The sequence below is a fragment of the Rhodococcus sp. ABRD24 genome (genome assembly GCF_004328705.1).
In the GTDB taxonomy this organism is placed as follows: Bacteria; Actinomycetota; Actinomycetes; order Mycobacteriales; family Mycobacteriaceae; genus Prescottella.
The window spans coordinates 1,182,804-1,209,621 of the sequence record NZ_CP035319.1 but is presented as its reverse complement, the minus strand read 5'-3'; the positions used below and the strand labels follow the sequence as shown (position 1 = coordinate 1,209,621).

Sequence of the window (26,818 nt, the reverse complement as noted above, 5' to 3'; positions counted from 1 at the left end):
ATGCTGCGCGACGTTGCGTTCGGATCAAACCCGGGCCGGTTCCCCCTGCCGTTGCCCTCCGATCCGGTGGGGCGGTGGATGGGTGCCGTCGCGCTCGGCGGGCAGGGGCGCTACGCCCGAGCGCGGGCCGAACTCGACGATCTGCGGCAGTTGTCGACGACCCGGCCGGAGATCGCGGCGCTGGCCGCGAGCACGCAGGCATCGCTGCTGCGTCAGCTCGGATCGCACGCTCGCGCGTCGGCCTTCGACGGCGCCGCCCTGGCATTGGTCGGGATGCGGCGCGCGGACGACCACTGGTGGCTTGAGGCACGCTGCGACGCACTGACCGGGCTGGCGGCCGCCGCCCTCGGGTGCGGCCGGTTGGCGCTCGGACGCCGGTTACTCGAACGATGCGGGACCTACCTGACAATGGTGGGTGACGAGAATCGGCTCTGGCGTCAGCACATCCGCTTGAACTGGGTCACGGCGGAGATATCACTCGCGTCCGGCGACTTCGTCACCGCGACGGTGCACGCGCAGGCCGCCGTCGATCGGGCCGCGGACGGTCCGTCGGTCCGCCACCGGATCAAGTCGGAGCTCTTGCTGGCGGCCGCAGCCACGGGCCGTCCCGAACCGGACCTCGCGCTCGAGACGGCGGAGCGCGTTCTCGCTGCGGCCGGTGCCCACGGGCTCGTGCCGTTGCGGTGGGCGGCGGCCATGCTCCTCGAGAACTTGGCGCCGAGCTCCCGTGCGGGCGAGGTTCGGGACGAATGCCGCGCCATGATCGCCCGTCGAGGCGGAAGGTTCCAGGAATGATGACCCGATTTTCGAACGATGCACGGTCGGGCCGAACGGTGTCGTTACTCTTACAAGCGTTCCGCCGTGAGGCGGAAGCACACCCGGCTGGGGGGACGTGCCACTGTAACGCCAGGATTCTTGCTGACGATGTCTAACACGGGTGAGGAGTTGAACTCCGCCGTCACTGCAGCCGCGCAGGGCGATCGGAATGCTCTGGCCCAGGTCCTCAAGAGTATTCGCCCCCTGGTTGTGCGGTATTGCAGAGCGAGGGTCGGTGCTGCTGAGCGGGGTCAGCTCTCAGCGGATGACGTGGCGCAGGAGGTGTGCCTTGCTGTCATGACGGCACTTCCGCGGTACCAGGATCAGGGTCGCCCCTTCATGGCATTCGTCTACGGTATCGCCGCTCACAAGGTGGCGGATGCACACCGAAACGCGGCGCGTAACAAATCCGATCCGGTTGCAGAAGTACCAGATGTCGTATCCGCCGAGGACAGTCCAGAGGAACGGGCGCTGAACTCGGAAGCGAGCCGACAGATGAGCGCATTGCTGGAAACGCTTCCCGAGAAGCATCGCGAGATCCTCGTGCTCCGGCTGGTCGTCGGTCTGTCGGCCGAGGAGACGGCGGCCGCGGTCGGAAGCACCGCGGGAGCTGTGCGGGTGGCTCAACACCGAGCCCTCGCCAAGTTGAAGAAGGAAGTGACGAGAGCAGGTGAGAGGCATGGCTAGGGGAGACAGGGGTGGCGAGCAGCGCGATCCCTTTGCCGATCTCGCCGGAAACGGCATGCCGGTCGATGTTGCGGCGGTGCGCCGCGACGACGCGCTGATCGACGCGATCGTCGGCGACGGTCCAGTTGCCACCGACAGCCCGGAGGAGTATCAGGTCGCCGCCTTGCTGGCGAACTGGCGCACCGAGATCCTGGCGCAGCCCATGCCGGCCGAGCCGGACCTCGACGACATCGTCGCTCGGGTCAGCCGGGAGCTGGGGGCGCAGGAGGCGCTCACCACCCGCAGCCGCTCCGGCCGGAACCAACTCCGTCTGCTCCGCCCCGTTGCCGCGGCGGCTGCCGTCGTGGCGATCGCGATGGGGGGCATGACGGTCTTCTCGTACAACGCCGAACCCGGCGATCCGCTGTGGGGGATCACGCAGGTCGTCTTCTCGGAGAAGGCGAACTCGACCGTCGCGAAGATCGACACGACGTCCAATCTCGAGGACGCCGAACGGCTCATCGCGTCGGGCGATGCGGCCGGTGCGCGGGCCAAGCTCGATTCCGCCAGTGCACGGGCCAGCGCCGTCAACGAGGCGAGAACACGCGATCAGCTGAATGGATGGCGGGAGCGTCTGCTCGCCGAGTTGCAGAAGGCAGTTCCGCCGCAGGTGCCTTCGTTACCGGCTGGGCCCCCGTCGAACACTCCGGGAGGCAGCACATCGGGCGTTCCGCAGACTCCGGCGCCGCAGACCGGATCACCTGGCACGTCCGTCATCCCGCTGCCGCTCACTTCGGCCACGTCGGTGCCCGTCGAGCCGTCCGCACCCGTGACGACGCTGCCGTCGCCCACCCAGACGCCGAGCCCCGGCGACTCGGGCACGGAGTCGCCCGGGCCGACGACGTCTCCCCCGTTCACGACCACCACCAGCAAACTGCCGAGCGGGTCGACCGGCAGTACACAGCAGTCGACTCCCTGACAGTGGCGTCCTGACAACCGAACGGCGGAGGCCCGGCAAGTTCAACTTGCCGGGCCTCCGCCGTTTCAGGCTGTCAGTTCCAGGTTCTCAGAGATCGAATCCGTCGCCGTGCAGCGCGTCGTTCATCGAGGCATCCGCATACCCGCGGCAGTAGTCCCACGTCACATACGCCTCGGGCGACGGATCGTACGCAGGCTCGTGGGGGCGGACCGTGCCGTCGACGAGCAGCTGAAGCAGGTTCGCCCGCAGCATGTCCCAGTCGTGGTAGTGATCCTGTTGGCAGTCCTCGCAGCACACGACGAGGCCACGGATGCCGCGGTGGCCCAGCAGTGCTTCGTAGACGGCCAGGTCTGCCAGGTCCTCTTCCACAGCCAAGCGCTCGTGGGGATCCAGGGGCTGGCCCGGCTCGATCGCGTCGAGCGCAGCAGACGGGTCGGCGGGGTCGCCGGCGAAGGGGTCCGGCGGTAGGCCGGGAGGCAATTGATCGCGCACAACACCACGGTACGCAGGTCAGCCCGGTCCGCGCTAGCTGATACCGGCCGGAGCGTCGTCGGGAGGGCTCGCGTGCGCTCCGGGACGAGCCGATACCATGGTGGTCGTAGGTTGCAGGCGGCCGGAATATTCTCCGCCGCCTGTCCCTTCTTCCTTTACCATTCGACGCTTCATGGAGGGCCCGAGCCGCATGAGTAGTACCGGAGGGCACGTGCACACCGGGGGAGACGACCCGAACAAGGTCGCGATGTTGGGTCTCACCTTCGACGACGTGCTGCTACTGCCGGCGGCCTCGGACGTCGTTCCCAATCAGGTGGAGACCTCGAGCCAGCTGACTCGCGAGATTCGTCTGAACGTGCCGCTGGTGAGCTCGGCGATGGACACCGTCACCGAGGCCCGCATGGCCATCGCGATGGCTCGCGCCGGCGGTATGGGTGTGCTGCATCGCAACTCGTCGGTCGAGACGCAGGCTGGCCAGGTCGAGACGGTCAAGCGGTCCGAGGCGGGCATGGTGACCGATCCGGTTACCTGCAAGCCGTCGGACACCCTCGCCGAGGTCGACGCGAAATGCGCACGGTTCCGTATCTCCGGTCTGCCCGTCACGGACGAGACCGGCACCCTGGTCGGCATCATCACCAACCGCGATATGCGGTTCGAGGTGGACGAGAGCCGTCCGGTGGCTGAGGTGATGACCAAGGCGCCGCTGATCACGGCGCGTGAGGGCGTCACCGCGGAGGTCGCGCTGGGCCTGCTGCGTCGCCACAAGATCGAGAAGCTGCCGATCGTCGACGGTCAGGGCAAGCTCACCGGTCTGATCACGGTCAAGGACTTCGTCAAGACCGAGCAGCACCCCAACGCCACCAAGGACAGTGACGGACGCCTGTTGGTCGGCGCGGCAGTCGGTGTCGGTGACGACGCCTGGGTTCGCGCCCTCACACTGGCTGATGCCGGCGTGGACGTGCTGGTCGTCGACAGTGCCCACGGGCATTCCCGCGGCGTGCTCGAGATGATCACCAAGCTCAAGGGTGAGATCGGTGATCGCGTCCAGCTCATCGGCGGCAACGTCGCAACGCGTGCAGGCGCCCTTGCACTGGTCGAGGCCGGCGCCGACGCCGTCAAGGTCGGTGTCGGACCCGGCTCCATCTGCACCACTCGCGTCATCGCCGGTGTCGGTGCCCCGCAGATCACCGCGATCCTGGAAGCAACTGCGGCTGCCGCGGCGCACGGCGTCCCGGTCATCGCCGACGGTGGACTGCAGTTCTCCGGCGACGTCGCCAAGGCCCTCGCGGCCGGGGCGTCCACCGCGATGCTCGGATCGCTCCTGGCCGGTACCGCCGAATCCCCGGGCGAGCTCATCCTGGTCGGCGGCAAGCAGTTCAAGAGCTACCGCGGAATGGGTTCGCTGGGCGCGATGCAGAGCCGTGGCCAGGGCAAGTCCTACTCCAAGGATCGCTACTTCCAGGATGACGTGCTGGCCGAGGACAAGCTGGTTCCCGAGGGGATCGAGGGCCGGGTCCCGTTCCGCGGTCCACTGTCGCAGGTCATCCACCAGCTCACCGGCGGTCTTCGGGCAGCCATGGGCTACACCGGTTCCGGCACGATCGAGGAGCTGCAGAAGGCGCAGTTCGTGCAGATCACCGCGGCTGGGCTCAAGGAGAGCCATCCGCACGACATCACGATGACGGTCGAAGCGCCCAACTACGCTGCCCGTTAAGCACACCTCACAATCGAGAAAGGGGCGCGCGTGCGCGACCTCGTTGAGATCGGCATGGGCAGGACTGCCCGACGTACCTACGAGTTGGACGATGTCAACATCGTTCCCTCTCGCCGGACCCGCTCCTCGAAGGAGGTGTCGACGGCCTGGCAGATCGACGCCTACCGCTTCGATATCCCGGTGCTGGCCCATCCGACCGACGCGCTGGTGTCGCCGTCGTTCGCGATCGAACTGGGCAAGGCTGGTGGTCTGGGGGTCATCAACGGTGAGGGCCTGTGGGGCCGGCACCCCGACGTCGAGGCGGAGCTGACCAAGCTCGCCGAACTGGCCGAGGCCGAGATCGATCCCGACGCGGCCGTCGCGCGTCTGCAGGAACTGCATGCCGCGCCGCTGCAGCCGGAGCTGCTCGCGGCGGCCGTCGCACGGGTTCGTGACGCCGGTGTCACCACCGCCGTCCGGGTGAGCCCGCAGAATGCGCTCGCGCTCACCCCGGAGCTGGTGAAGGCCGGGATCGATCTCCTGGTCATCCACGGCACGATCATCTCCGCCGAGCACGTCGCACATGGGGAGAGTGAACCGCTCAACCTCAAGACGTTCATCTCCGAGCTGGACGTGCCGGTCATCGCCGGTGGCGTCAGTGATCACCGCACCGCATTGCACCTGATGCGTACCGGCGCGGCCGGTGTGATCGTCGGTTACGGCTCCACCGAGGGCGCGACCACCACCCGCGAGGTGCTCGGCATCGGTGTTCCGATGGCAACCGCGATCGCCGACGCCGCCGCGGCCCGCCGGGACTACCTCGACGAGACCGGCGGACGCTATGTCCACGTCATCGCCGACGGCGATATCACCTCGTCCGGCGACTTCGCCAAGGCCATCGCATGCGGCGCCGACGCTGCGGTTCTCGGAGCACCCCTCGCCGTCGCGCAGGAGGCTCCCGGCGGCGGCTGGTACTGGCCTTCCGCGGCCGCGCATCCGTCTATGCCGCGCGGCTCGCTGCTGCCGGTCGCCTACGGTGAGCGTCCCGGCCTGGACCAGGTCCTCAACGGCCCCTCGGACGACCCGTACGGTTCGCTCAACTTCGTCGGCGGCCTGCGCCGGTCGATGGCGAAGGCTGGCTACTCCGACCTCAAGGAGTTCCAGAAGGTCGGCCTGAGCGTTCGCGCCTGAAATCGGATCTCGGCGAGTGGCCCGGCACCGTGGTGCCGGGCCACTCGCGTGTTTCGGGGAACCCGCACCGTTTGTGGAACCTGTAGTTACAGTTAGGGCACCCTTGTGGCTCGAGTCACAGAGTTACGGTGCATACTGGCGAGTAGCAAATCCGGTTCATGGTGGAGGTGTGCAATGGGGCAGCGGGACAAGCAGCGCGCAACCGACTACGACGTGCTCATCGTCGGTTCCGGATTCGGTGGCAGTGTCACCGCGCTCCGGCTCGTCGAGAAGGGTTACAAGGTCGGCGTGCTCGAGGCGGGACGCCGGTACGCCGATGCGGACTTCGCCAAGACCAGCTGGGACCTCAAGCGGTTCCTGTGGGCGCCGGCGCTCGGCTGCTACGGCATCCAGCGCGTACACCTGCTGCGCGATGTGTTGATCCTCGCCGGTGCGGGCGTCGGCGGCGGGTCACTCAACTACGCCAACACTCTCTACAAGCCGCCGGCGTCGTTCTTCGAGGACCCGCAGTGGCGCGATATCACCGACTGGGATGCCGAGCTCACGCCGCACTACGAGCAGGCCCGCAAGATGCTCGGCGTCGTGCAGAACCCGCACATGACCCCCGCCGACGAGGTCATCAAGTCCGTCGCCGAGGACATGGGTGTGGGCGAGACGTTCATCCAGACGCCGGTCGGCGTGTTCTTCGGCGAGCCCGGCAAGACCGTGGAAGATCCGTACTTCGGCGGCGCCGGCCCCGCTCGCACCGGCTGCATCGAGTGCGGTGAGTGCATGACCGGCTGTCGGCACGGCGCCAAGAACACGCTGATCAAGAACTATCTCGGGCTCGCCGAGAAGGCGGGCGCCACGATCGTCCCGATGACGACCGTCGAGTCGCTGTACGAGGCGTCGGACGGCACGTGGGACGTCGTGACCCGCCGCACCGGCGCCAAGGTTCGCAAGAACCACAAGACCTACACCGCCAAGCACGTCGTCGTCGCGGCCGGCACGTGGGGCACCCAGCAGTTGCTGCACAAGATGAAGGACACCGGCGCGCTGCCCAGGCTGTCGGACCGGCTGGGCGAGCTCACCCGCACCAACTCCGAATCCATCGTCGGGGCGGGGAAGATGAAGGTCGATCCCGCGATGGACCTCACTCACGGTGTCGCGATCACGTCGTCGTTCTATCCGACGTCGGACACCCACATCGAGCCGGTCCGCTACGGCAAGGGCTCCAACGCGATGGGCCTGCTGCAGACGCTCATGACCGACGGCGGCGGTTCCACGCCGCGCTTCGTGAAGCTCCTGAAGGCAATTGTCGCGAATCCCGGGCAGATGCTGCGCATGCTGTCGGTGAAGGATTGGAGCGAGCGCACCATCATCGCGCTGGTGATGCAGAACCTCGACAACTCGATCACCACGTACACCAAGAAGGGGATCCTCGGCCGCCGCAAGGTCACCAGCAAGCAGGGCCACGGTGAGCCGAACCCGACGTGGATTCCCGCCGGCAACGACGCCACCCGGCGGATCGCCGAGAAGATCGACGGTGTCGCGGGCGGCACCTGGGGTGAGGTCTTCAACGTCCCACTCACCGCGCACTTCCTCGGCGGCTGCGCGATCGGATCGGACGCGGACCATGGCGTGATCGATCCCTACCACCGCGTGTACGGTTACCCGACGCTCAGCGTCGTCGACGGCGCCTCGGTGTCCGCGAACCTGGGCGTGAACCCGTCGCTGACGATCAGCGCGCAGGCCGAGCGGGCGGCGTCGCTGTGGCCGAACAAGGGCGAACAGGACACCCGGCCCGCGCAGGGCGCCGACTACCAGCGGATTGCGCCGGTTGCGCCGAAGAACCCGGTGGTCCCGGCAGGTGCTCCCGCCGCGTTGACATTGCCGATCGTGGAGATCCGCGGGGGCGAGAAGGCCGGTACCGGTAGCGGGAGTGGGGTCGCGTAGGGGTCGGAGCTGGGCATATTAGACTGTCCGGGTGTCAGAAACCCAGCAGGACAGGCCGGTTCTCGTCGTCGACTTCGGTGCCCAGTACGCGCAGCTGATCGCTCGCCGCGTCCGTGAGGCCAAGGTCTACTCGGAAGTGGTGCCGCACACCACGACCGTCGAGGAGATTGCGGCGAAGAACCCGCTCGCGGTCGTCCTGTCCGGCGGACCGTCCAGTGTGTACGAAGAGGGGGCGCCGAAGCTCGACGCCGCTCTCTTCGACCTGGGCATCCCCGTCTTCGGTATCTGCTATGGCTTCCAGGCGATGGCGGATGCGCTCGGCGGCACCGTCGCGCACACCGGCGCCCGCGAGTACGGCCGTACCGAGATGACCGTCAGCGGCGGCGTTCTGCACGACGGCCTGCCCGCGATGCAGCCGGTATGGATGAGCCACGGCGACGGCGTCACCGCAGCACCCGAGGGCTTCGAGGTCACCGCGTCCAGCGCCGGTGCGCCGGTCGCCGCGTTCGAGAACCGTGCCCGCAAGCTCGCCGGCGTCCAGTACCACCCCGAGGTCCTGCACTCCCCGCACGGCCAGCAGGTGCTCAGCCGCTTCCTGCACGAGATCGCCGGCATCCCCGGTGCGTGGACGGCGGCCAACATCGCCGACTCGCTCATCGAGCGGGTCCGCGAGCAGGTCGGCGACGGCAAGGCCATCTGCGGTCTGTCCGGCGGTGTCGACTCCGCCGTCGCCGCGGCGCTGGTGCAGCGCGCGATCGGTGACCGCCTCACCTGCGTGTTCGTCGATCACGGACTCATGCGTGCCGGTGAGCGCCAGCAGGTCGAGAAGGACTTTGTCGCCGCGACCGGTGCCCGCCTGATCACCGTCGACGCGTCTGAGACGTTCCTGCGCGAGCTGGCCGGCGTGTCCGATCCGGAGACCAAGCGCAAGATCATCGGCCGCGAGTTCATCCGCAGCTTCGAGGACGCGGTGTCCGAGGTGCTCGGCGAGAGCGCCGCGCACGGCGAGACCGTCGACTTCCTCGTCCAGGGCACCCTGTACCCCGACGTCGTCGAGTCGGGCGGCGGCACCGGTACCGCGAACATCAAGAGCCACCACAACGTCGGCGGCCTGCCCGAGGACCTGCAGTTCAAGCTCGTCGAGCCGCTGCGCCTGCTGTTCAAGGACGAGGTGCGCGCCGTCGGTCGCGAACTGGGTCTGCCCGAGGAGATCGTCGGACGCCAGCCGTTCCCCGGCCCCGGTCTGGGTATCCGCATCATCGGCGAGGTCACGCAGGAGCGCCTCGAGATCCTGCGCCACGCGGATTCCATTGCGCGCGAGGAGCTCACCGCTGCGGGGCTCGACGACCAGATCTGGCAGTGTCCCGTCGTACTGCTCGCCGATGTCCGCAGCGTCGGCGTCCAGGGCGACGGCCGCACCTACGGGCATCCGATCGTGCTGCGTCCGGTCTCGAGCGAGGACGCGATGACCGCCGACTGGACCCGTCTGCCGTACGAGACCCTCGAGCGCATCTCCACCCGCATCACCAACGAGGTCGCGGATGTCAACCGCGTCGTGCTCGACGTCACCAGCAAGCCGCCGGGAACGATCGAGTGGGAGTGATTCCCGGGTGAAAGCAAGCGCCCCGACCGGACGGTCGGGGCGCTTTCGTCTGCTCGGTTCTGTTTGAGGCAGCTACTTTCGCCTGCCCGGCGAGAACACCAGAACCGCGCCGACCGCGACCGCCACGATCACGAACAGCCAGCGGAACTCCACATTCGCGAGCGGGTCCAGGGAGAACGGCCCGATCAGGGCCCATGCGCTGACCAGGAGAGCTGCGAGACCGGTGAGGAACAGCGGCCAGGAAGCGCGCCGGGGTGTCCTCGATGTGCTCGACGCATTCGGCTCGTCTGGCGCTTGCGTCTGTCCGAACTCAGCCATGCTGCACCCCTACACTTCCCATCGTTCCGTGGGCCTTGACGGTCAGGACCGGACTGCCATCCGGGGCATTCGTTCCTCGATGCACGCCCGAGTCGAGACACCCGCTCGCGTCACCGAGCGTGACGGTGCAGATGTTCTCGACGCTCATGGTGGGCGGCACGATCACATTGAACTCGCCGAACTTCGTATCGACTTCCACTGTCGTGTCTTTCGTCAGTTTCATCATGCTCAGATCGAGGGTGAAGTCCCCGAATCCGCCGGAGTACGACGACTGGAGTTCCGCGGCAGTGGCCGGGAACCATCTCTGTTGCCCGGTCGCATCGAAGTTGAGCGGTCCGACCAGGGACGCGAGAACGACGAATCCGATCAGCGGTCCGGTGACCACGAGCAGTCCGTAGCCGCGGCGCAGGAACCCGCCGAGCACCAGGCCGATGCCGACAACGGCGAGTGAGATTGCACCGATCCGGCCGGGGGACAACCACTCCGAGCCCACTGCGGCCGACACCGCTGCTGCTGCGGCGGCGGCCAGCACAGCGAGCCCGAGGATGACCGATGTGAACCGGGTGCGCTTGCGCGGCAGCTCCGCCGGGAGTCCCGGTGGTGTCGCCGGGTCGGGTAGATCCCACGCAAACGGGGCGACTCCGAGGGGATCCCAAGCCGGGGGAGTCGGGTACGGCTGCGCGGTTGCCTCTGCGTTCGGGGCCTGAGGTTGCGCCGGTGCCGGTGCCGGTGCCGGTGTCGGTGACGGTTCGTAGTGGTCCGGTAGCAGGGTGTACGGGCTGTACGCCTGGCCCGGGAAGGTGGCCGCCGACACCGTCTGGAACGGCGTCACGGGGAAGCCCTGCGGCGTCCCTGCGGGAAGCGGCGGGGGGACCGGCTGGCGCTGGAACAGCAACCACAGACCGCCCAGCATGAGCGCGAAGCTGATCAGCCCCGACCCGCCCATCCCTATCCCGATCGGGCCGAGCGTACTCATTGCGATCGCGAGGGCGACCAGCAGCACGACGGTCTTGGTCCCGGACTGTGAACTCTGGCCGCGTCCCAGCAGCGACTCGGCGGGCGACACCTGATCGCCGGGCTTGCTCAGCAGCAGCCACCCCGCGAGATACAGGACGATGCCCGCACCGCCGAAAATCGTCGACACTACGAACGCGACGCGCACCAGTACGGGGTCTACGCGGTAGCGGTGGCCGATACCGGCCGCGACACCGGCGATGTGACCCTGCACCGGCAGCCGGACAGGGCGGGTCCGCCACAGGTCGTGAAGCTGATCGGTGAAGCTCCCGGTGGTCCTTTCAGTGCTCATGGAACCATCGTCGCGATCGGACTGGCGCCGCACCATCGGGAACTACCCTGATCTTTCCCTGAAGCCGCGGCCAGGTCCCACAGATCTCAGGGTCGGGCCCTGATGTCGGACGACGGCTGCCGTGCCAGTATCGGGACTGTGCAACCTTTGGCCGACCCGAACCAGGCTGTGAACACGGCGCTGGACCCCGCCCGGGACGAGACTCTCTACCCCCAGCTCCGGCGTCGGGTCGGAGGCCGAATCGTGGGCGGTGTCGCCGGTGGTGTCGCGGATCATCTCGGCGTCGATCCGTTCAAGGTGCGGATCGCGTTCACCTTGCTGGCATCGCTCGCAGGCGCCGGAATCATGGCTTACGGGCTGTTGTGGATCTTCACCCCGCCCGGAACCGACACCGAGAAACCCAGCCCCGCCGAGCGCCGGCGAGCAGTTGGCCTGGCGGTGCTCGGCCTCGGTGTCGCGGCAAGCCTGAGCTGGTTGGTCAACGGGACCGCTGCGTCGGTGATCACGCCGTTCATCGTCGTCGCGGTCGGTGCCGCGCTGGTGTGGCGGGAATTCGACACCGACGGATCTCGCTCGGTGCTGGGGCTGCCGCACCGCCCGACGGTGCTCACCTGGGCTCGCGTCCTGGGCGGTGTGACACTGATCGTGGCCGGCCTCGGGGTGGTGATCCTCGCGCAGGTGGACATCGAGGCGCTGCGCTCGTCGCTGCTCGCGGTGGTGGTGACCCTGATCGGGGCGGGGCTGCTGACGGTCCCGCTGTGGCTGCGGATGTGGCGAGCGCTCGGTGAGGAGCGGGCGGCCCGCATCCGCAACGAGGAGCGCGAGGAGATCGCCTCGCACCTGCACGACTCGGTGTTGCAGACCCTCGCACTGATCCAGAAGCAGGCCGATTCTCCGCAGGAGGTGACCCGGCTGGCCCGCGGGCAGGAGCGGGAGCTGCGCCGGTGGCTGTTCAGTGGCGGCGAGACGGCGCACACGAGCCTGGCGGAGGCACTGCAGACGATCGCAGGGGAGGTCGAGGACCAGCACGGGGTGACCGTGCGGCCGGTAACCGTCGGTGATGTCGACCTGGACACCGGCGATGGGTCCGGGCTGTCCCGGGAGTGCTTCACCGCGCTGCTGGGGGCGACCCGGGAATCGCTGGTCAACGCCGCGAAGCATTCGGGGGTGCCCAATATCGACCTGTTCGCCGAAACGGAACGCGACCAGGTGAGCATCTTCGTGCGCGACCGCGGGGTCGGCTTCGACCCCGCGTCGGTGCCCGAGGATCGGCAGGGTCTTGCGAAGTCGATCCACGCGCGCGTCGAACGCCGGGGCGGACGGGTCGACATCCGCTCGACGGTGGGGAAGGGGACCGAGGTGCGGATCCACATGCCGCGGCCGGTGTCCGAAGACGGCGCTGTACACACCTCCGCCGAGGAGGTCTCGGGAGAGTCCGAAGCGATGTCATAGGGAAGCGATGTCCTAGGGTAGGGCCGTGACTCTTCCGTCCTTCGCTGCGTCCAGCCCCGACAAGTTTCGCGTGTTCCTCGTCGACGATCACGCGGTCTTCCGGGCCGGGGTGCGCGCCGAACTCGGCCGTGAACCGGACATGGAGGTCGTCGGTGAGGCCGGTGGTGTCGCCGAGGCGGTGGCGGGTATCAACGCCCTGCGTCCACAGGTGGTACTGCTCGACGTCCATATGCCGGACGGTGGCGGCGTCGCAGTGCTGAACGGAATCGACTCGGGGCCGGTGTGTCTGGCGCTGAGCGTCTCGGATGCCGCTGAGGACGTGATCGCGGTGATCCGGGCCGGTGCGCGCGGGTACGTCACGAAGACCATCTCGGGTACCGAGCTCGCCGACGGGGTACGCCGGGTCGCCGGTGGTGACGCGGTGTTCGGCCCGCGGCTCGCGGGATTCGTCCTGGACTCGTTCACGGGACGCTCGAATGTGCCGGAGCCGCCGCTGGATCCGGAGCTGGACTCGCTCACACCGCGCGAGCTCGAGGTGCTACGGCTGCTGGCACGCGGCTATACCTACCGGGAGATCGCGGAGGAGTTGGTGATCTCGGTGAAGACCGTCGAGACCCACGCATCCAATGTGCTGCGAAAGACGCAGCAGTCCAACCGGAATGCGCTCACCCGGTGGGCGCATCGCCGTCGTATCGACTGAGCGGCCCGCCTCTCCTACTGCAGGAGTGCGACGATCAGGACCACGACGAAGGCCAGCACGATGATGCCGACCATGACCGCCATCGCCAGCGGAGCTGCCGCGATCACCTTGCCCCGCAGATCGGTCGGGGCCTGCGGGCCCGTCAGACCCTCGGTGAGCTGGCGGAGCCACGCTCGACCGGCTGGGCGTGGAACTGAGCTGAGCGGCGTGTTCATCTGTGCGGCAGGAAGATCCGTGGCAGTGGTTGAAGCCAGGCGGCGACGAGGGATAGCTGCCGGTGCCGACCGATAGGCCCAGTTGGGGGTGGTGCCATCGGTGGTTTTGACCGGTTCCCCGATCAGCTGACCGACGTGCACGCTGGGGTCGGAGCCGAGCGCGACGGCCGCGAGGGCGTCACGCGCCTGTGCCATGGTCGGGCGTCGGCGCGGATCGGGTTCGAGCATGTGCAGCAGTGTGTCGGTGAGGGGACCGCTGCGGCTGGGCCGGTAGATCTCGGCCTTCGCCACGCGGTGCAGTAGGGCGATGGGATCGTCGTCCAGTCCGAATGGGGGCAACCCCTCGACCGCGGTGTACAGGGTGGCGCCGAGGGAGAATACGTCGCTGGCCTCGGTGGGGTCGTCGCCCCGGGCCACCTCGGGTGCAAAGTACGCCGGCGTTCCGGTGATGACGCCCGGCTTGCCGCTGGGGGCGTCACCCTTGGCGCGGGCAATTCCGAAGTCGCTGATCTTGACCGTGCCCAGTGTTGGGCCGCGGTCGGCGACGAGGATGTTGCCGGGCTTGATGTCCCGGTGCAGGATCTCGGCCGCGTGCGCCTCGGTGAGGGCGGCGGCGATCTGTGCGCCGATCTGCGCGACCTCGAGCGGGGGCAGCGAGTCGACGAAGTTCATCGCCTGGGCCAGGCTGCGTGAGGGCAGGTACTCCATGACGAGCCACGGCTCGCCGGACTCGACGGCGACGTCGTACATCGCGATGGCGTGCTCATGCGACAGCTGTGCGGCATTGCGGCCCTCACGCAGGGCACGTTCGCGGATCTCGCGGGCCTCTGTGTCGCCGAGGCCTGCAGTCGAGGTCACCTGTTTGACGGCGACGTCCCGCTCGAGCAGTGTGTCGTGCGCGAGCCACACCGCGCCCATGCCGCCGCCCCCGAGCTTGGACTGCAGCCGGTACCTGCCCGCCATCAGGTAGTCGGGTCCGACCACCGCCCGGTTCTCCCTGCGTCGTCGGGTGCGTTCCTGCTCGGTCACGTCTTCGAGGTTAGTGGATCGGCGGCGCTCTTCTTGACGTGCCGACCGGGAGGGGCTTTACTGGACTTGATTCGAAACTATGTTCGAATCAAGATCGAATGCCGCGTCTTCCCCGTGGCCGAACAGCCCAGAAGAACCAGAAGTGTGTCCGGGGAGTGAATATGGCCGAACCAGCTCGACTGACCGAACCCCCGTCAGCGGTATCCGACCGGTTGGCGGGGCTGTCGCGGCGGGAACGCCTGGAGTATCTGCGTCGCCGGATCGCGGCCGTGCCGGCGCGGGGTGGGGCGGTATCCGATGCGTCCGTTCCCGGTGAGTCTGCTCAGGTGCTCCCGGTGCCGACGCCGCTGGCCACGCTCCTGCCGAATGGCGGGCTGGCGCGGGGGTCCGTGGTTGCGGTCTCCGGGGCGACGTCGTTGTTGCTGGGTCTGCTGGCGACGGTGACGGCGGCGGGTGGTCACGCAGCGGTGATCGGCCGCCCCGGGCTCGGGCTGCTCGCGGCCACCGAGATGGGGGCGCAGTTGCAGCGGCTGGCGTTCGTTCCGGATCCCGGGCCGGATCCGGTGGAGGTGGCGGCGGTGCTGCTCGACGGCATGGACCTGGTGGTGCTCGGGCTCGGCGGCGCCTCGGTGCCGCCGTCGCGGGCGCGGGCTGTGGTGGCGCGGGTGCGGAGCAAGCGGTCCACACTGGTGGTAACGGACGGGCACTGGGACGGGGCCGAGGTCCGGTTGGACGCGCAGGTGCGTGGCTATGACGGGGTGGGCAGCGGCGCCGACGCCGGACGCGGGCGAGTATGCGCGGTCCGGTTGGCGGTGCGGGCACAGGGCCGGGCGTTTCGCCCGCGGAGCACATGCCTGGACCTGCGCTCGGCGCAGGGGCGGGTGGAATGGGTGCCGGAGACGGCGATGTCGGTGGCACTGTGAGTACACGGGTACTGGCCCTGTGGTGTCCGGACTGGCCCGCCGTGGCAGCGGCGGCGTCCGCGGAGCTGCCGGTCACTCGTCCGGTCGCGGTGCTGTCCGCCAACCGTGTGATTGCGTGTTCGGTGACGGCCCGGGCAGAGGGGGTGCGCCGCGGGCTGCGGCGTCGCGAGGCGCAGGCGCGATGTCCGGAACTATATGTGGCCCAGTCGGATCCGGACCGTGATGCCCGATTGTTCGAGCCGGTGGCCGCCGCAGTGGATGCGACGGCGCCCGGGGTGGAGGTGCTGCGCCCGGGGCTGCTGGTGCTGGCGGCGCGCGGCGCGATCCGGTACTTCGGATCCGAGGAGTCTGCGGCCGAACGGTTGGTGGACGAGGTGTCCGCGGCCGGGGCGGAATGCCAGATCGGCATTGCCGATGAGTTGTCTACTGCGGTGATCGCGGCCCGCCACGCGGCGCTCGTGCCGACCGGCGACGGCGCCCGATTCCTGGCGTCGTTGCCGATCACGGAGATCGCGGTCGAGCCGAGCCTGGCGGACCCGGGCCGGGCGGATCTGGTGGACCTGCTGCGTCGGCTCGGGTTGCGCACTGTCGGAGCCTTCGCGGCGTTGTCCGCGGTGGATGTGGCATCGCGGTTCGGCACGGACGCGGTGCGCGCCCACCGCAGCGCTCGCGGCGAGCCCGAGCGCCCGCCGTCGGCGCGGGTGCTCCCGCCGGACCTGGAGGTGGAGCAGCACTGCGATCCGCCGATCGACCGCGTCGACGCAGCGGCCTTCGCCGGACGGGCGCTGGCGGAGCGTCTGCATACGAAACTCGCGGCGGCGGCTGTGGCGTGTACGCGTCTGCAGGTCTCTGCGAGTACCGGGAACGGTGAGCACCTGTCGCGTACGTGGAGGTGTGCCGAACCTCTGACCCCGGAGGGGACGGCAGACCGCGTTCGCTGGCAGCTGGACGGCTGGCTCACCGGCCGTAGCGAGTCCCGGCCCACCGCCGGCATCACGGTGCTGCGGCTCGAACCGATTGAGGTGGTGGCAGCGAGTGCCCTGCAATTGGGGCTGTGGGGCGGAGTCGGGGAGGAGGAGGAACGGGCCCGCCGCTCCCTGGTGCGAGTGCAGGGTCTACTCGGCGGTGAGTCGGTACTGGTGGGGGTGCTCAGCGGCGGACGCGGCCCGATGGAACGAATCACATTGGTGCCGTTGGGAGACGAGCTGATTCCCGGCGCAGATCCGGCAGCACCGTGGCCTGGGCGGTTGCCCGAACCGGCGCCGGCGACGGTCCTGCCCGCTACCCCGACGGTGTCGCTCGAGGACGGTTCGGGAAGCTCCGTGCGGGTCACCGACCGGGGCGAGTTCAGTGCCGCACCTGCCCGGCTGAGGTGGGGGAGCAAGGAGTGGCGGGTACAGGGCTGGGCGGGGCCGTGGTCGGTGGACGAACGCTGGTGGGACACCTCGAGTGCGCGGGCAGCAGCCCGCGCACAGGTATTGCTTGCCGAATCACGAGCATTGCTTCTGATCTGCGATGAAGGAAGATGGGCGGTGGAGGGCATCTACGAGTAGTCGTGGCAGCACGATTACGCTCGGTGACCGTGGAGATGACCGAGACGACAGTGGGCCGGAGCGGCCACACGATCGCGTATCGCGACAGTGGTCTTACCGGATCTGCTGTGACACATGATGTTCCGGTAGTGCTGGTGCACGGGATGGGTGGAGACAGTCGCACGTGGGATCGGTTCGCTCGTGCGGTGGCCGCCAAGGGCCGCCGGGTACTCGCGGTGGACCTGCGCGGACACGGGCGCAGCGCACACGCGGAGTCGTACCTGTTCGGTGAGTTCGGCGACGATGTGCTCGGACTCTGCGAGGATCTCGAGTTCGACCGGGTGGATCTGGTGGGGCACTCACTGGGCGGTCACGCGATCTCGCTGGTCGCGCAGCAGCGGCCGGATCTGGTGCGTCGGCTCGTGCTCGAGGAGGCGCCACTGCCGTTGCGTCCCGGCGATCCCGCTCCGACCTTCGGCGGGCGGCTGCCCTCGCCGGTCGAGCTGTGGCACGCAGCCACCAGCCTTCTGCGTAGCCCGCGTGCGGTCTGGGCGTTCGACCGGTCGATGACAGCATCGGCGCTCACTCAGTTCCACGAGCCGAACCCTGCATGGTGGCAACGGCTCCCGAACATCGAAGCAGCCACACTGGTTCTGCGCGGCGGCCCCACCGGAATGGTGGATCCGGTGCTGCTCGAGGCAATGGTCGCCGCCATACCCGACTGCGAGGTGGTCTCGTTCACATGCGGTCACAGCATCCACCGCGACCGGTACCGGGATTTCGAGGCCGCAGTCCTGCCGTTCCTGATGGTGCCCTGACGGCCGTCCCAGGTGTGCAGACAGCGCTGCTCAGCTGCGGATTGCCTCGAAGGTCCACACGTCATCGGCGGGGGTCGGGGCATGGTCGACGCGGTAACCGCCATGGACGGATACTTCGGTGAATCCGGCGTGGCGCAGCATGGCGGTGAACTCGGCCATTCCGAACCACAGCAGCGAGAAGATCTGCAGTTCGGTTCGGCTCAGCGTGCCGGCTTCCCAGAGTTCGTAGCGGAGCCAGCTGGTCGATCGCTGGGCGATCGGGTCGACAGTCTTCTGCCAGGTGCTGAGCGTGAGCAGGTCCCCGTCGCGCCACCAATGGCGAACCGGGTCGTGCCCGGGGTCGATGCGCAGGGCCGGCGGCTCGATATCGACGATGAGCCGTCCTCCCGGCGTGAGGTTGCCGTGCATCGCTTCGAGTGCGGCGAGGGCGCTGTCACGGTCCGGGAGCAGCGCGAAAGAGCCGGTCGGGATGACGATTGCCTCGTACGCGTGTTCGTCGCGGTAGCTGGTCATGTCGCCCTCGACGACGTCGGCGGTGAGTCCGTATCGCGCGCAGTTGGTGCGGCACTGTTCGAGCATGGTGGCCGACGTGTCGTATCCCCGTACGGAAAGGCCCTGCTCGAGAAGGGGAATGAGGATTCGGCCCGTGCCCACCGCGGGTTCGAGCACGCGCCCCGTCACGCCGTGCAGACGCGACGAGTAGAACTCGACGTCCCCGAACGATGTTCCGATCGGCTTGTCGAGTTCGTATGCCAGCGTGGCCAGTGGCCCGTATTCCCACGCTGCGCCTGCCGCTGCTGCGCCCGCTTCCATCGACACCAATCCACCTCACGATCCAGTCGGCGCCGCGGCGCCGGTAACGACATCGCAGTGCACGTTATCCGCCGTAGCATGTTCCGGTCGAACCTATTTCGGGCAGCTCGCGGGACGGCTGGAAAGTCTCGTCCTCGCCGTCGACCCGCGGCACCTTCGGGCGTGGGTCGGCGCGCCGATTGCGACGTGCGTGGAGCGGTTCACCGAGGGCCGCAAGTTCCATGGCTGGACGCCGGTACACAATGGCAGGGTGAGTGAATCTGCGCCCCAGCCCGGCCCCATGACGTGTTCCGCGCTGTCCGCGGCCGATGAGCCGCTGCCCGGTACCGCGGCGCAGGTCGGCGGCTGGGTATGCATCGAGTACCCGGGCGCCTGGGGGAGGGACGTGCTCGACGGGACGGCGCTCGGTGCCGAGCTGGCCCGCGAGCTCACCCTACGAGCCGACGCGGCAGGGGTGCGTATCATGTTCATTCGCCGGCCGGGGCGGTCCGAGACGGCGCACGGCTCCCGCACGGTGCTGCTGGCCAATTCTCGTCCGGAGCACTCATGGTGCGAGCGGCTCGCGATCGGGGACGTCTCCGACCTGCTGAGCCTGGACCTGGCCCGGGTTTCCGGACCGGCTCCGGGGCTGGGTGAGCGGGTGACCGATCCGGTGGTCCTGGTATGTGCGCACGGCAAGCGGGACCAATGCTGCGCCGTCCTGGGGCGCCCGGTGGCCGCTGTTCTGGCCGCGGAGTTCGGCGACGCCGTATGGGAGTGCTCGCACACCGGTGGGCACCGGTTCGCGCCGTCGATGATTCTGCTGCCCAGCGGCAACACCTACGGCCGGCTCGGATCGGACGGGAGTCTCCTCGCGGTGCATGCGGCCGCCGACGGCCGGGTGTACCTGCCCGGGTTGCGGGGCCGGAGCAGCTGGAGTCCCCGTGGACAGGTCGCGGAGGTCGCGGTGCGGCAGCAGGTGCTCGCCGGGGTGGACGAACTAGCAGTGGACGAGCGTGCCGGCGACGACCCCGTCGTGGTGCATCGCGACGGCCGACGGTGGCAGGTCACATTGGAGCAGCGTGAACTCGCGCCCCGGCCGGCGAGCTGTGGCGCCGAGGCCAAGCCCGTCCGGCCGGTGGTCGCGGTGAGGGTGCAGGAGCTCCCGGACCGGGAGGGTCAGCCCGACAGTTCGGAGGATGTCGCCACCGGGCGGGTGTGAGCGCGCGCCCGTCGGGTTGCCATACGCGTGACGTTCTTCGGCGCGGATACACCTGCCGTGCCGAAATCATTGTTCAGGAACGATTCCGCAGAATCGTCGAGAATGTTGAGCCACTCGTCGTGCAGAGGAGGGGCGACCGTGCCGGTCAGCGTCGAGGTGTAGCTGCGATTCCGGTAGCCCATGATGTCGGACTTCTTGTCCTTCTTCCACTGCTTGAAGAGCTCGCCCTGTTCTTCGACATGGAATTCTGGATAGTCGGTCCGGTCTACGAGATCACGAATATAGGCGGCCTGGAAATCGATCTCCTCGATCGCGGATCCCAGAGCCTGCTCGCGATTTCGCCATTCCTCGATGTCGCGTTCCCGGGTTTCTGCGTCCGGCAATTCGATTCGACCGAGAATGATGTCGCGGGTGTACCACGCCTGTGCGTCGAACATATTGAACGTGAAATACTGATCCTGCATTCCGAGATAGAACAGCTGCGAATTCGCCTGCGAGACGATGCCCTTGTAGATCCCCGCCGGGTACAGCCGATTGTTGGTCCGCAGCGCCAGCTCGTCCGGCAGGAACGGGAAGTGGTGCTGGTAGCCGGTGCACAGCACGATCGCGTCCACCTCGCGGGTGCTCCCGTCCTGGAAGCGGGCGGTGTCGCCGTCGATTCCGGTCAGCAGCGGGACCTCGGAGAAGCCCTCCGGCCAGTCGTGTCCCATCGGTTTGGTTCGGTAGCTGAAGGTGACCTCGGCCGCGCCGTACTTGAAGCACTGGGTGCCGATGTCCTCCGCTGAGTAACTGCTGCCGATCAGTAGAAGCCGTTTGCCTGTGAATTCCCGCGCATCCCGGAAGTCGTGGGCATGCAGGATGCGGCCGGGGAAGTTCTCGAGGCCGTCGAAGTGCGGAACGTTGGGTGTGGAGAAATGTCCGGTCGCCACAATCACGTGGTCGAACAGTTCGGTTTCGAGTGAGTCGGTCTTGTGGTCGGCGACCGTTACCGCGAACCGTCCGGCCTCAGCCTTGTTCGTGGGTTCGACGTACTCCACCCAGCGCACGACGGTGTCGAAGCGGATGTACTTGCGCACGTCGCTCTGATCGACCCTGCCCATGATGTAGTCGCGCAGCACGGCGCGCGGCGGGTAGGACGGAATCGGTCGGCCGAAATGTTCCTCGAAAGAATAGTCGGCGAACTCCAGGCATTCCTTCGGTCCGTTGGACCAGAGGAATCGGTACATGCTTGCGTGCACCGGCTCGCCGTATTGATCGAGTCCGGTGCGCCATGTGTAGTTCCACATGCCGCCCAGATCGCTCTGCTTTTCGAAACAAACAATTTCGGGCATCGACCCAAGACCTGATTTACGTGCTGACTCGAATGCCCTCAGCTGTGCGAGGCCGCTCGGACCGGCTCCCAAAATCGCGATCCTTGGCGTCAAAGTTTTCTCCCTATTTTCGTTGGTCCCCTATCCTGCTTAGCACAGCGAAAGACGGTTTGGCGAATTTCCGAGGCTGAAAAACCGGAAATTTTACGCGGTTGGCCTCCTGGGAAACGCCGGTTCACCAGCGCCGATGCGTCACCAGTGCACGCCGGGAAGCAGCCGGGCCAGCTGGCGGGCGAATCGGGTCGCCGCGACCACCGGACTGCGCGGGGGATCGGCGGTCGCCACGGTGTCGGGGACAGGCTCCGGTTCGGCGGTCACCTCGCCCCGGGCCGCGGGGGAATCCGGGAATGCGTGGTACAGCTGCGACAGCGCGCGGTCTTTGATGCGGGGCGCGAAGATGCCACCGAGTTCCGCGAGCGTACCGACCGGGACGTCGATGCGCTTGGGGCGTTCGACGAGCGCCCGCACCACCATTGCGGCGGCCTTCTCGGGACTCGCCACGGGCCCGGCGTTGTACTGACCGGTCGGTGCGATCATCGGCGTCCGGACGAGTGGCATGTGGATTGTGGTGAACGTGATGCCGTCGGAGAGCGTCTCGGCCGCGGCCACGTCCGAGAATCCGTCGAGCGCCGACTTGCTTGCCACATACGCCGCGAAGCGGGGCGTGCGGGCCTGGACGCCTGCCGAACTGATGTTGACGATGTGGCCGAACCGCCGCCGCCGCATATGGGGAAGCAGTGCGAGAACCATGCGCACCGCACCGAAGTAGTTGACCGCCATGGTGCGTTCGAAGTCGTGCAGGCGGTCGGTGGACCGGTACAGGCCGCGGCGGATGGAGCGGCCCGCGTTGTTGACGAGCATGTCGACGTGATCATGGTCGGCAAGAATCGTCTGCACGGTTCGATCGACGGCCTCGGTATCGGTGATGTCGCACTGGTACGCGAACGCGGACCCTCCCGACTCGCGGATCTGTGACACGACGACGTCCAGTTCGTCGGCGCGGCGGGCGATGAGCAGCACGATGGCCCCCTCGGCGGCCGTCGCGATCGCGGCTGCGCGGCCGATGCCGGAGGAGGCGCCGGTGATGACGATATGACGGCCGACGAGGGAACCGGCAGGATCGTCACGCCGGGCCCGGTCCGGATCGAGGTGTTCGCGCCAATACGACCACAGTTTCGATGCGTAGGACGCGAACGGGGGCACCGAAATTCCGCTGTCCTCGAGCGCTTCACGGGTGCGGTCGGTGGTGAACTGTGTCGGCAGGGTCAGGTGGTCGAGCAGCACCGGCGGGATGCCCATCCGGCGCAGGACGAGGTTGCGGGCGGGCCGGATCCGATCCGGTGGGTTCAGCAGCGGTGCGGCCAGTCCGCCGGGTAGGTCGGCCACCGGTGTCGGCGCGTGGGCGGCCTCGGCGAGGGCGGCGTAGATCTCCCGGACCGGTTGCGGCTCGGGGGAGACGAGGTGGAACGTGCGGCCGTCGAGACCGGGCCGAAGCATCAGCTCGACGATCGCGGCGGCGACGAAGTCGACCGGAACCACGTTGGTGCAGCCGAGTTTCGGTACGGCGACCGGCAGGACGGCAGGCAGTTTCGACAGTGCAGCGAGAGCGGGAAAGAAGTAGTAGGGTCCGTCGACCTTGTCCATCTCGCCGGTGCCGGAACTTCCCACGACGGCCGACGGCCGAAAGATCCGCCACCGCACATTCGATGCGCGTACCAGACGTTCGGCTTCGAACTTGGTGCGGTGATAGGGCGTCGGAAACCCTTGGCCCAGATCGAAGTCGTCCTCGGTGAAGCGGCCGTGATGATCCCCCGCAACTGCGATAGATGAGATGTGGTGCAGGGTGGCGCCGGTCCGGGCGGCGAGTTCGATGATCGATCGGGTGCCGTCGATGTTCGTCGACGACTGCTCCTCGCCGGCCGTCAGATCGTAGATCGCGCCGAGGTGCAGGATGTGATCGGCTGACGGCGGCGCGGTGTCCAGGCCCAGCGCCGGTTCGGTGAGATCGCCGACCAGCGGGTGGACGCGCTCGCCGCCAGGCCAGGCCATCGACATCCGCTCGAGCTTCGAGACCGAGGCCGGTCGGACGAGAACGTGGATCTCCGCGCCCGGGTCACGATCGAGCAGTCGCTCGATCGTGTGCCTGCCGAGGAATCCGGTGCCGCCCGTGACGATGTACGTGGCCATGAGCCGAAACTTACTCCGAAGTAAGAAAGGGCGCCAGGGGTGGCGGCGTCTTCACCGACGAGGACCTCGCTGCCAGCCGCGGGAGACTGTGGTGTCGGCTAGATGTATGCCGCCTCGAGCCACGAACAGCCCGGGTATGCCCTGATTCGATCGCGGGGCCGACAGCCGTGAGTCGCGCTGGCAGACCGCCGAGGGTCTTCCGGTCTGCGGATAGGGTGTAGCGCGACGCGGCCACTGGAAGCATCCCCTCTGGTGGCCGATCGTGTTGGCAGACATAAGTCTCGGAGGAACCCATGCCCGCGCTCGCGATGCTGTTCCAGGATCGGCTCGACGCCGATATCACGGCCGAAGCCCTCGCTGCGCAGCTGCACCTGGACTGGCCGGACGTCGACTTCTCCGACCTGGCCGCCGATCAGGACGCATCCGCGGACCGGGACGGGCCGGTGTGCCTCGATCTGGACGGCCGGATGATCGCGCTGCTCACAGTTCCTTCCCCGGTGGGTGACGACGTCGCCGACATCGCCGAGCACAGTCGCCTGTGGCCGAAGCACGTGCCTGCGCCGACCGACTACGCCGCGCACACGATTGTCACCGTCCTTCGCCCCGGGAGTGCAGAGGACGAAGCGATCGCCGACGCGGTGTTGTTGTCCCGCGTCATTGCGTCACTCGTCGCGCTCAGTGGCACCATCCGTGCCGTGTACTTCGGCAGTGCGAATCACATCATCCTGCCTGAACTCTTTCGAGACCTCGTGAAGGACGTGCTGCCCGAGCCGCCGCTGCTCGCGTGGGTCGCGATCAACGTCGGCCAGCGTCCGGACGGCGGGATGACCGGCCACACACGCGGTCTCCAGATGCTCGACCTCCCGGACATCGAGATCCCGGCAACCCCCGAGTCCGCCGGTGACACGTTCGACCGCCTCACCGGGATTGCCTCGTACCTTCTCGAGCAAGGGCCCGTCATCGCCGACGGCGATACGATCGGAAGCACCGAGGCCGCCGAGATCGTCGTCGACCACGCCCCGAGCGACGTCGACCCCGAACGCACGGTGCTGCGGCTGAGATTCGATGCCGGGCAGCGCACACGCAAGCGGGGTTGGTTCGGCCGCCGGCGCTGACCTGACCATGGGAGGCAAAGCTGCCTATGCTCCCGGTGTGCTGCCGACATTCGATCCCAGGACCTGCGGTGAGCGGGCCGCTGGTCTTGTCACCGACTGGGATGAGATAAAGCAGTGGTCGGATACGGTGTACATGCCCTACGAGGTGCGCCCGGTCGGTCGTTCGCTTGCCCCGGCGTCCAGCATGTTCTCGGCAAAGATCGGCGAGATGACGCTGACCCGATTCTGCTACGGGGTCCCGGTGACGATCGGTGAGTTCGCCCCGGAGGCGGGCAACATCCTGGTGCTCACCACCCTCGCCGGGTGGACGCGCCATGCGGTCACCGCGAAGTCGAGTGTCGATCTGACAATCGGGGAGACCTTCGTCGCCGACTGCAGCCGGGTCGACTACCGGCTCGACGCGGACGCTGCACACCTGCAACTGAACCTCACGGTTCCGCACCGCATGCTCGCCGATCTGGCACTGAGCTGGTGGGGGTGGGTGCCCGACGACCGGTTGTGGCGGCACAAGTGTGTCATCGGGGGGCCGGGCAGCCCGTGGCTTGCGTTGATGGAGTATGTCACTCGCACCCTGTCGGGTTCCCGGGACCTGGTCGATCACGAACGTGTCGGAGTCAACCTGCAAGAACTGATCGCCGCGCAGCTACTCGCGGACTGGGCTGCCGGTGCCGGCATCGAGCCGACGTCGACGAGCGGTGTTCGTGCCCCGGGCTATGTCCGGCGCGCCGTTCGCTACATCGAGGACAATGCGCAGGACCTACCGACCGTGTCGGAGGTGGCGGGGTCGGTAGGTGTCAGTGTGCGGGCCCTCTCCGGCGCGTTCCGTGAGTACCTGGGGATCACGCCGCGGGATTGTCTGCGGGAACAACGGTTACAGGGGGTACGGCGAGAACTGTCGGCGTCGACGACGACCACGGTCGCGGCCGCCGCCGGCGCGTGGGGGTACGTGAACATGGGTGTGTTCGCGGCCGCCTACCGGCGGCGATTCGGCGAGAATCCGTCTGACACCCTGAGTCGCGCGCGGGGGTGACGCGGCTCACGAACGGCTGCCGATTCGGGACGGGCGCTGCCGATCTGGGACGTGGATGCCGCGCAGATCTCCGTAGGTTGCTCTCCTGCAACGACCTTTCGCCGACAGGAGACAAACCATGGGGCAACGTGATTCGGAACTGAACGCCGTTCTGCGCGACGTGACGGGGGCCGACGGCGCCGGGCAGGTGCCCGGTGTGGTCGCGATGCTCACCGACCGGGACGGCACCGTGTTCGAGGGCGCCGCTGGGCTCCGGTCGGTCGGCGACACGGACCAGCCGATGACCCTCGACACGGTCTTTGCGATGTTCTCGACCACGAAGGCGATCACCGGCACCGCCGTGCTGCAGTGCGTGGAGGAGGGGCTCGTCGACCTCGATGCGCCAGCGGCGCGGTACCTCCCGGAGATCGGAAAACTACAGGTCATCGACGGGTTCGACGCAGCGGGTGTCCCGGTGCTGCGGGCACCCAGGCGTGAGATCACTACGCGCATGCTGCTGTTGCACACTGCAGGATTGGGCTACTCCTTCTTCGACGAGACCTACCACCGGCTGGCCGTTGAACACGGGCAGCCCAGTGTGATTACGGCGACCAGGGCGTCGCTGGAGACACCGCTGCTGTTCGAGCCCGGTGAACGCTGGCAGTACGGCTCGAACATCGACTGGGCCGGGCTCGTGGTGGAGGCCGTCAGAGGCAAGCGGTTGGGGGATGTGATGGCGGAGCGAATCTTCGCTCCGCTGGGGATGACGGATACCGCGTTCACACTCGACCCGGCCATGAACTCGCGCCGCGCCACGATCCACCAACGTCGGTTCGACGGAACCTTGGAGCCGCTCGACCTGGTGCTGCCACAGGATCCCGAGGTGCACATGGGTGGTCACGGGCTCTATTCGACGGCCGGTGACTACACGAAGTTCCTGCGCATGTGGCTCGGTGACGGCGCTGGGGAGCACGGGCGCGTCCTCGCTCCGGACACTGTGCGGCAGGCGGTGCGCAACGGGTTGGACGGTCAGCAGGTGACGATGCTGCCCGGCGTCGAACCCGAACTCTCGCACGATGCAGAGTTCTTCCCCGGTCAGCCCAAGTCCTGGGCCTGCACGTTCATGGTCAACGACGAGGACGCGCCGACCGGCCGACCGGCCGGGTCTCTCGGCTGGGCGGGGCTCGCGAACCTCTACTACTGGATCGACCGACGCAATGGCATCGCCGGATTCTGGGCGACGCAGATCCTGCCGTTCGTCGATCCGGCATCGATCGGGGGCTACCTCGACTTCGAGACCAGCACCTATCGCAACCTCGACCGGAAGTAGGCGGTTGCCCGGCGGGGCCCGCGTTGACCCTGCCGGGCGCACGTGCCACACTCGAATGTGAGTTCGAAAGATGCGTCTTCCCCTTCGGCATCTTCCCTGGTGTGCAGGTCGGTGCCTGCGGGAAG

General features: G+C 67.9%; 23 protein-coding genes. 16 read left to right on the top strand and 7 right to left on the bottom strand.

Features of this window, described 5'->3' with window-relative positions; translation table 11 throughout:
- The 3 genes from ERC79_RS05410 (at position 1) to ERC79_RS05400 (ending at position 2,461) form a co-directional block, all read left to right on the top strand.
- On the top strand, positions 1-795 hold the full coding sequence (locus ERC79_RS05410; protein WP_131576406.1) for a hypothetical protein: 795 nt from the start codon (positions 1-3) through the stop codon (positions 793-795).
- 129 nt (positions 796-924) lie between these two features.
- Positions 925-1,503, top strand: a complete 579-nt coding sequence (locus tag ERC79_RS05405) for a sigma-70 family RNA polymerase sigma factor (RefSeq protein WP_131576405.1) — start codon at positions 925-927, stop codon at positions 1,501-1,503.
- Entirely contained in the window at positions 1,496-2,461 is a 966-nt protein-coding gene (locus tag ERC79_RS05400; protein WP_131576403.1) for an anti-sigma-D factor RsdA, read from the top strand. Before ERC79_RS05405 ends, ERC79_RS05400 begins: the two co-directional genes overlap by 8 nt.
- An 87-nt stretch (positions 2,462-2,548) precedes the next feature.
- Here ERC79_RS05400 and ERC79_RS05395 read toward each other — a convergent pair whose 3' ends face one another.
- Complete coding sequence (locus ERC79_RS05395) at positions 2,549-2,953, bottom strand: DUF5319 domain-containing protein (RefSeq protein WP_131576402.1); 405 nt, start codon at positions 2,951-2,953, stop codon at positions 2,549-2,551.
- A 190-nt stretch (positions 2,954-3,143) separates the two neighbouring features.
- Between ERC79_RS05395 and guaB the strand changes: the two genes are divergently transcribed.
- The 4 genes from guaB to guaA all read left to right on the top strand — a co-directional run bounded on the left by guaB (position 3,144) and on the right by guaA (position 9,375).
- Complete coding sequence (gene guaB, locus ERC79_RS05390; RefSeq protein ID WP_131576400.1) at positions 3,144-4,667, top strand: IMP dehydrogenase; 1,524 nt, start codon at positions 3,144-3,146, stop codon at positions 4,665-4,667.
- 30 nt (positions 4,668-4,697) lie between these two features.
- A complete protein-coding gene (locus ERC79_RS05385) occupies positions 4,698-5,837 on the top strand; it encodes a GuaB3 family IMP dehydrogenase-related protein (RefSeq protein WP_131576399.1) in 1,140 nt (379 codons plus the stop codon).
- A gap of 174 nt (positions 5,838-6,011) precedes the next feature.
- On the top strand, positions 6,012-7,772 hold the full coding sequence (locus ERC79_RS05380) for a GMC family oxidoreductase (protein WP_131576397.1): 1,761 nt from the start codon (positions 6,012-6,014) through the stop codon (positions 7,770-7,772).
- 31 nt (positions 7,773-7,803) lie between these two features.
- Entirely contained in the window at positions 7,804-9,375 is a 1,572-nt protein-coding gene (gene guaA / locus ERC79_RS05375) for a glutamine-hydrolyzing GMP synthase (protein WP_131576395.1), read from the top strand.
- Positions 9,376-9,447: 72 nt separating this feature from the next.
- On the opposite strand, the gene ERC79_RS05370 is transcribed toward guaA, so the two are convergent.
- On the bottom strand, positions 9,448-9,693 hold the full coding sequence (locus tag ERC79_RS05370) for a hypothetical protein (protein ID WP_131576393.1): 246 nt from the start codon (positions 9,691-9,693) through the stop codon (positions 9,448-9,450).
- Positions 9,686-11,035, bottom strand: coding sequence for a PspC domain-containing protein (locus tag ERC79_RS05365; protein ID WP_131576391.1), 1,350 nt, complete (start codon positions 11,033-11,035; stop codon positions 9,686-9,688). The genes ERC79_RS05370 and ERC79_RS05365 overlap by 8 nt, the downstream gene beginning before the upstream one ends.
- Positions 11,036-11,101: 66 nt before the next feature.
- On the opposite strand from ERC79_RS05365, the gene ERC79_RS05360 reads away from it, so the two are divergent.
- A complete protein-coding gene (locus ERC79_RS05360; protein WP_131576389.1) occupies positions 11,102-12,451 on the top strand; it encodes an ATP-binding protein in 1,350 nt (449 codons plus the stop codon).
- A gap of 25 nt (positions 12,452-12,476) precedes the next feature.
- Complete coding sequence (locus tag ERC79_RS05355) at positions 12,477-13,151, top strand: response regulator transcription factor (RefSeq protein ID WP_131576387.1); 675 nt, start codon at positions 12,477-12,479, stop codon at positions 13,149-13,151.
- A gap of 14 nt (positions 13,152-13,165) precedes the next feature.
- Here the strand turns inward: ERC79_RS05355 and ERC79_RS05350 are convergent, their stop codons facing one another.
- Positions 13,166-14,329 (bottom strand): serine/threonine-protein kinase, encoded by a 1,164-nt coding sequence (locus ERC79_RS05350; protein WP_207390489.1) that lies wholly within the window; start codon positions 14,327-14,329, stop codon positions 13,166-13,168.
- Positions 14,330-14,556: 227 nt separating this feature from the next.
- Here ERC79_RS05350 and ERC79_RS05345 point away from each other — a divergent pair, with 227 nt between their 5' ends.
- The 3 genes from ERC79_RS05345 to ERC79_RS05335 are packed head-to-tail and all read left to right on the top strand — an operon-like array spanning position 14,557 to position 17,668.
- Positions 14,557-15,318, top strand: a complete 762-nt coding sequence (locus ERC79_RS05345; RefSeq protein ID WP_131576383.1) for a hypothetical protein — start codon at positions 14,557-14,559, stop codon at positions 15,316-15,318.
- Positions 15,282-16,871, top strand: coding sequence for a DNA polymerase Y family protein (locus ERC79_RS05340; RefSeq protein WP_131576381.1), 1,590 nt, complete (start codon positions 15,282-15,284; stop codon positions 16,869-16,871). Before ERC79_RS05345 ends, ERC79_RS05340 begins: the two co-directional genes overlap by 37 nt.
- Before the next feature lie 29 nt (positions 16,872-16,900).
- Positions 16,901-17,668, top strand: coding sequence for an alpha/beta hydrolase (locus ERC79_RS05335; protein ID WP_207390488.1), 768 nt, complete (start codon positions 16,901-16,903; stop codon positions 17,666-17,668).
- 30 nt (positions 17,669-17,698) lie between these two features.
- Here ERC79_RS05335 and ERC79_RS05330 read toward each other — a convergent pair whose 3' ends face one another.
- Positions 17,699-18,481, bottom strand: a complete 783-nt coding sequence (locus tag ERC79_RS05330) for a class I SAM-dependent methyltransferase (protein ID WP_131580770.1) — start codon at positions 18,479-18,481, stop codon at positions 17,699-17,701.
- Between the two features lie 280 nt (positions 18,482-18,761).
- Between ERC79_RS05330 and ERC79_RS05325 the strand changes: the two genes are divergently transcribed.
- The gene (locus tag ERC79_RS05325) at positions 18,762-19,682 is read left to right on the top strand and encodes a sucrase ferredoxin (RefSeq protein ID WP_131580768.1); all 921 of its coding nucleotides are present in this window, start codon (positions 18,762-18,764) and stop codon (positions 19,680-19,682) included.
- On the opposite strand, the gene ERC79_RS05320 is transcribed toward ERC79_RS05325, so the two are convergent.
- Together ERC79_RS05320 and ERC79_RS05315 are read right to left on the bottom strand one after the other, a co-directional pair.
- Positions 19,640-21,106, bottom strand: coding sequence for an NAD(P)/FAD-dependent oxidoreductase (locus tag ERC79_RS05320; RefSeq protein ID WP_131576379.1), 1,467 nt, complete (start codon positions 21,104-21,106; stop codon positions 19,640-19,642). The two genes, ERC79_RS05325 and ERC79_RS05320, sit on opposite strands and share 43 nt — an antisense overlap.
- 138 nt (positions 21,107-21,244) lie before the next feature.
- A complete protein-coding gene (locus ERC79_RS05315) occupies positions 21,245-23,239 on the bottom strand; it encodes an SDR family oxidoreductase (RefSeq protein WP_131576377.1) in 1,995 nt (664 codons plus the stop codon).
- Positions 23,240-23,532: 293 nt separating this feature from the next.
- On the opposite strand from ERC79_RS05315, the gene ERC79_RS05310 reads away from it, so the two are divergent.
- From ERC79_RS05310 to ERC79_RS05300, 3 genes are all read left to right on the top strand, one after another.
- The gene (locus tag ERC79_RS05310) at positions 23,533-24,354 is read left to right on the top strand and encodes a DUF4261 domain-containing protein (protein WP_131576375.1); all 822 of its coding nucleotides are present in this window, start codon (positions 23,533-23,535) and stop codon (positions 24,352-24,354) included.
- Positions 24,355-24,391: 37 nt separating this feature from the next.
- A complete protein-coding gene (locus ERC79_RS05305; protein WP_131576373.1) occupies positions 24,392-25,384 on the top strand; it encodes a helix-turn-helix domain-containing protein in 993 nt (330 codons plus the stop codon).
- Positions 25,385-25,502: 118 nt separating this feature from the next.
- On the top strand, positions 25,503-26,693 hold the full coding sequence (locus ERC79_RS05300; protein WP_131576371.1) for a serine hydrolase domain-containing protein: 1,191 nt from the start codon (positions 25,503-25,505) through the stop codon (positions 26,691-26,693).
- Positions 26,694-26,818 lie beyond the last annotated feature (125 nt).

What these genes read in the sequence shown, in the direction of transcription:
- ERC79_RS05410 (WP_131576406.1), top strand. Translation starts at nt 1, where the DNA reads ATGCTGCGCGACGTTGCGTTCGGATCAAACCCGGGCCGGTTCCCCCTG.
- ERC79_RS05405 (WP_131576405.1), top strand. Translation starts at nt 925, where the DNA reads ATGTCTAACACGGGTGAGGAGTTGAACTCCGCCGTCACTGCAGCCGCG.
- ERC79_RS05400 (WP_131576403.1), top strand. Translation starts at nt 1,496, where the DNA reads ATGGCTAGGGGAGACAGGGGTGGCGAGCAGCGCGATCCCTTTGCCGAT.
- guaB (WP_131576400.1), top strand. Translation starts at nt 3,144, where the DNA reads ATGAGTAGTACCGGAGGGCACGTGCACACCGGGGGAGACGACCCGAAC.
- ERC79_RS05380 (WP_131576397.1), top strand. Translation starts at nt 6,012, where the DNA reads ATGGGGCAGCGGGACAAGCAGCGCGCAACCGACTACGACGTGCTCATC.
- ERC79_RS05370 (WP_131576393.1), bottom strand. Translation starts at nt 9,693, where the DNA reads ATGGCTGAGTTCGGACAGACGCAAGCGCCAGACGAGCCGAATGCGTCG.
- ERC79_RS05365 (WP_131576391.1), bottom strand. Translation starts at nt 11,035, where the DNA reads ATGGTGCGGCGCCAGTCCGATCGCGACGATGGTTCCATGAGCACTGAA.
- ERC79_RS05360 (WP_131576389.1), top strand. Translation starts at nt 11,102, where the DNA reads ATGTCGGACGACGGCTGCCGTGCCAGTATCGGGACTGTGCAACCTTTG.
- ERC79_RS05350 (WP_207390489.1), bottom strand. Translation starts at nt 14,329, where the DNA reads ATGGCGGGCAGGTACCGGCTGCAGTCCAAGCTCGGGGGCGGCGGCATG.
- ERC79_RS05345 (WP_131576383.1), top strand. Translation starts at nt 14,557, where the DNA reads ATGGCCGAACCAGCTCGACTGACCGAACCCCCGTCAGCGGTATCCGAC.
- ERC79_RS05340 (WP_131576381.1), top strand. Translation starts at nt 15,282, where the DNA reads ATGGGTGCCGGAGACGGCGATGTCGGTGGCACTGTGAGTACACGGGTA.
- ERC79_RS05330 (WP_131580770.1), bottom strand. Translation starts at nt 18,481, where the DNA reads ATGGAAGCGGGCGCAGCAGCGGCAGGCGCAGCGTGGGAATACGGGCCA.
- ERC79_RS05325 (WP_131580768.1), top strand. Translation starts at nt 18,762, where the DNA reads ATGACGTGTTCCGCGCTGTCCGCGGCCGATGAGCCGCTGCCCGGTACC.
- ERC79_RS05315 (WP_131576377.1), bottom strand. Translation starts at nt 23,239, where the DNA reads ATGGCCACGTACATCGTCACGGGCGGCACCGGATTCCTCGGCAGGCAC.
- ERC79_RS05310 (WP_131576375.1), top strand. Translation starts at nt 23,533, where the DNA reads ATGCCCGCGCTCGCGATGCTGTTCCAGGATCGGCTCGACGCCGATATC.
- ERC79_RS05300 (WP_131576371.1), top strand. Translation starts at nt 25,503, where the DNA reads ATGGGGCAACGTGATTCGGAACTGAACGCCGTTCTGCGCGACGTGACG.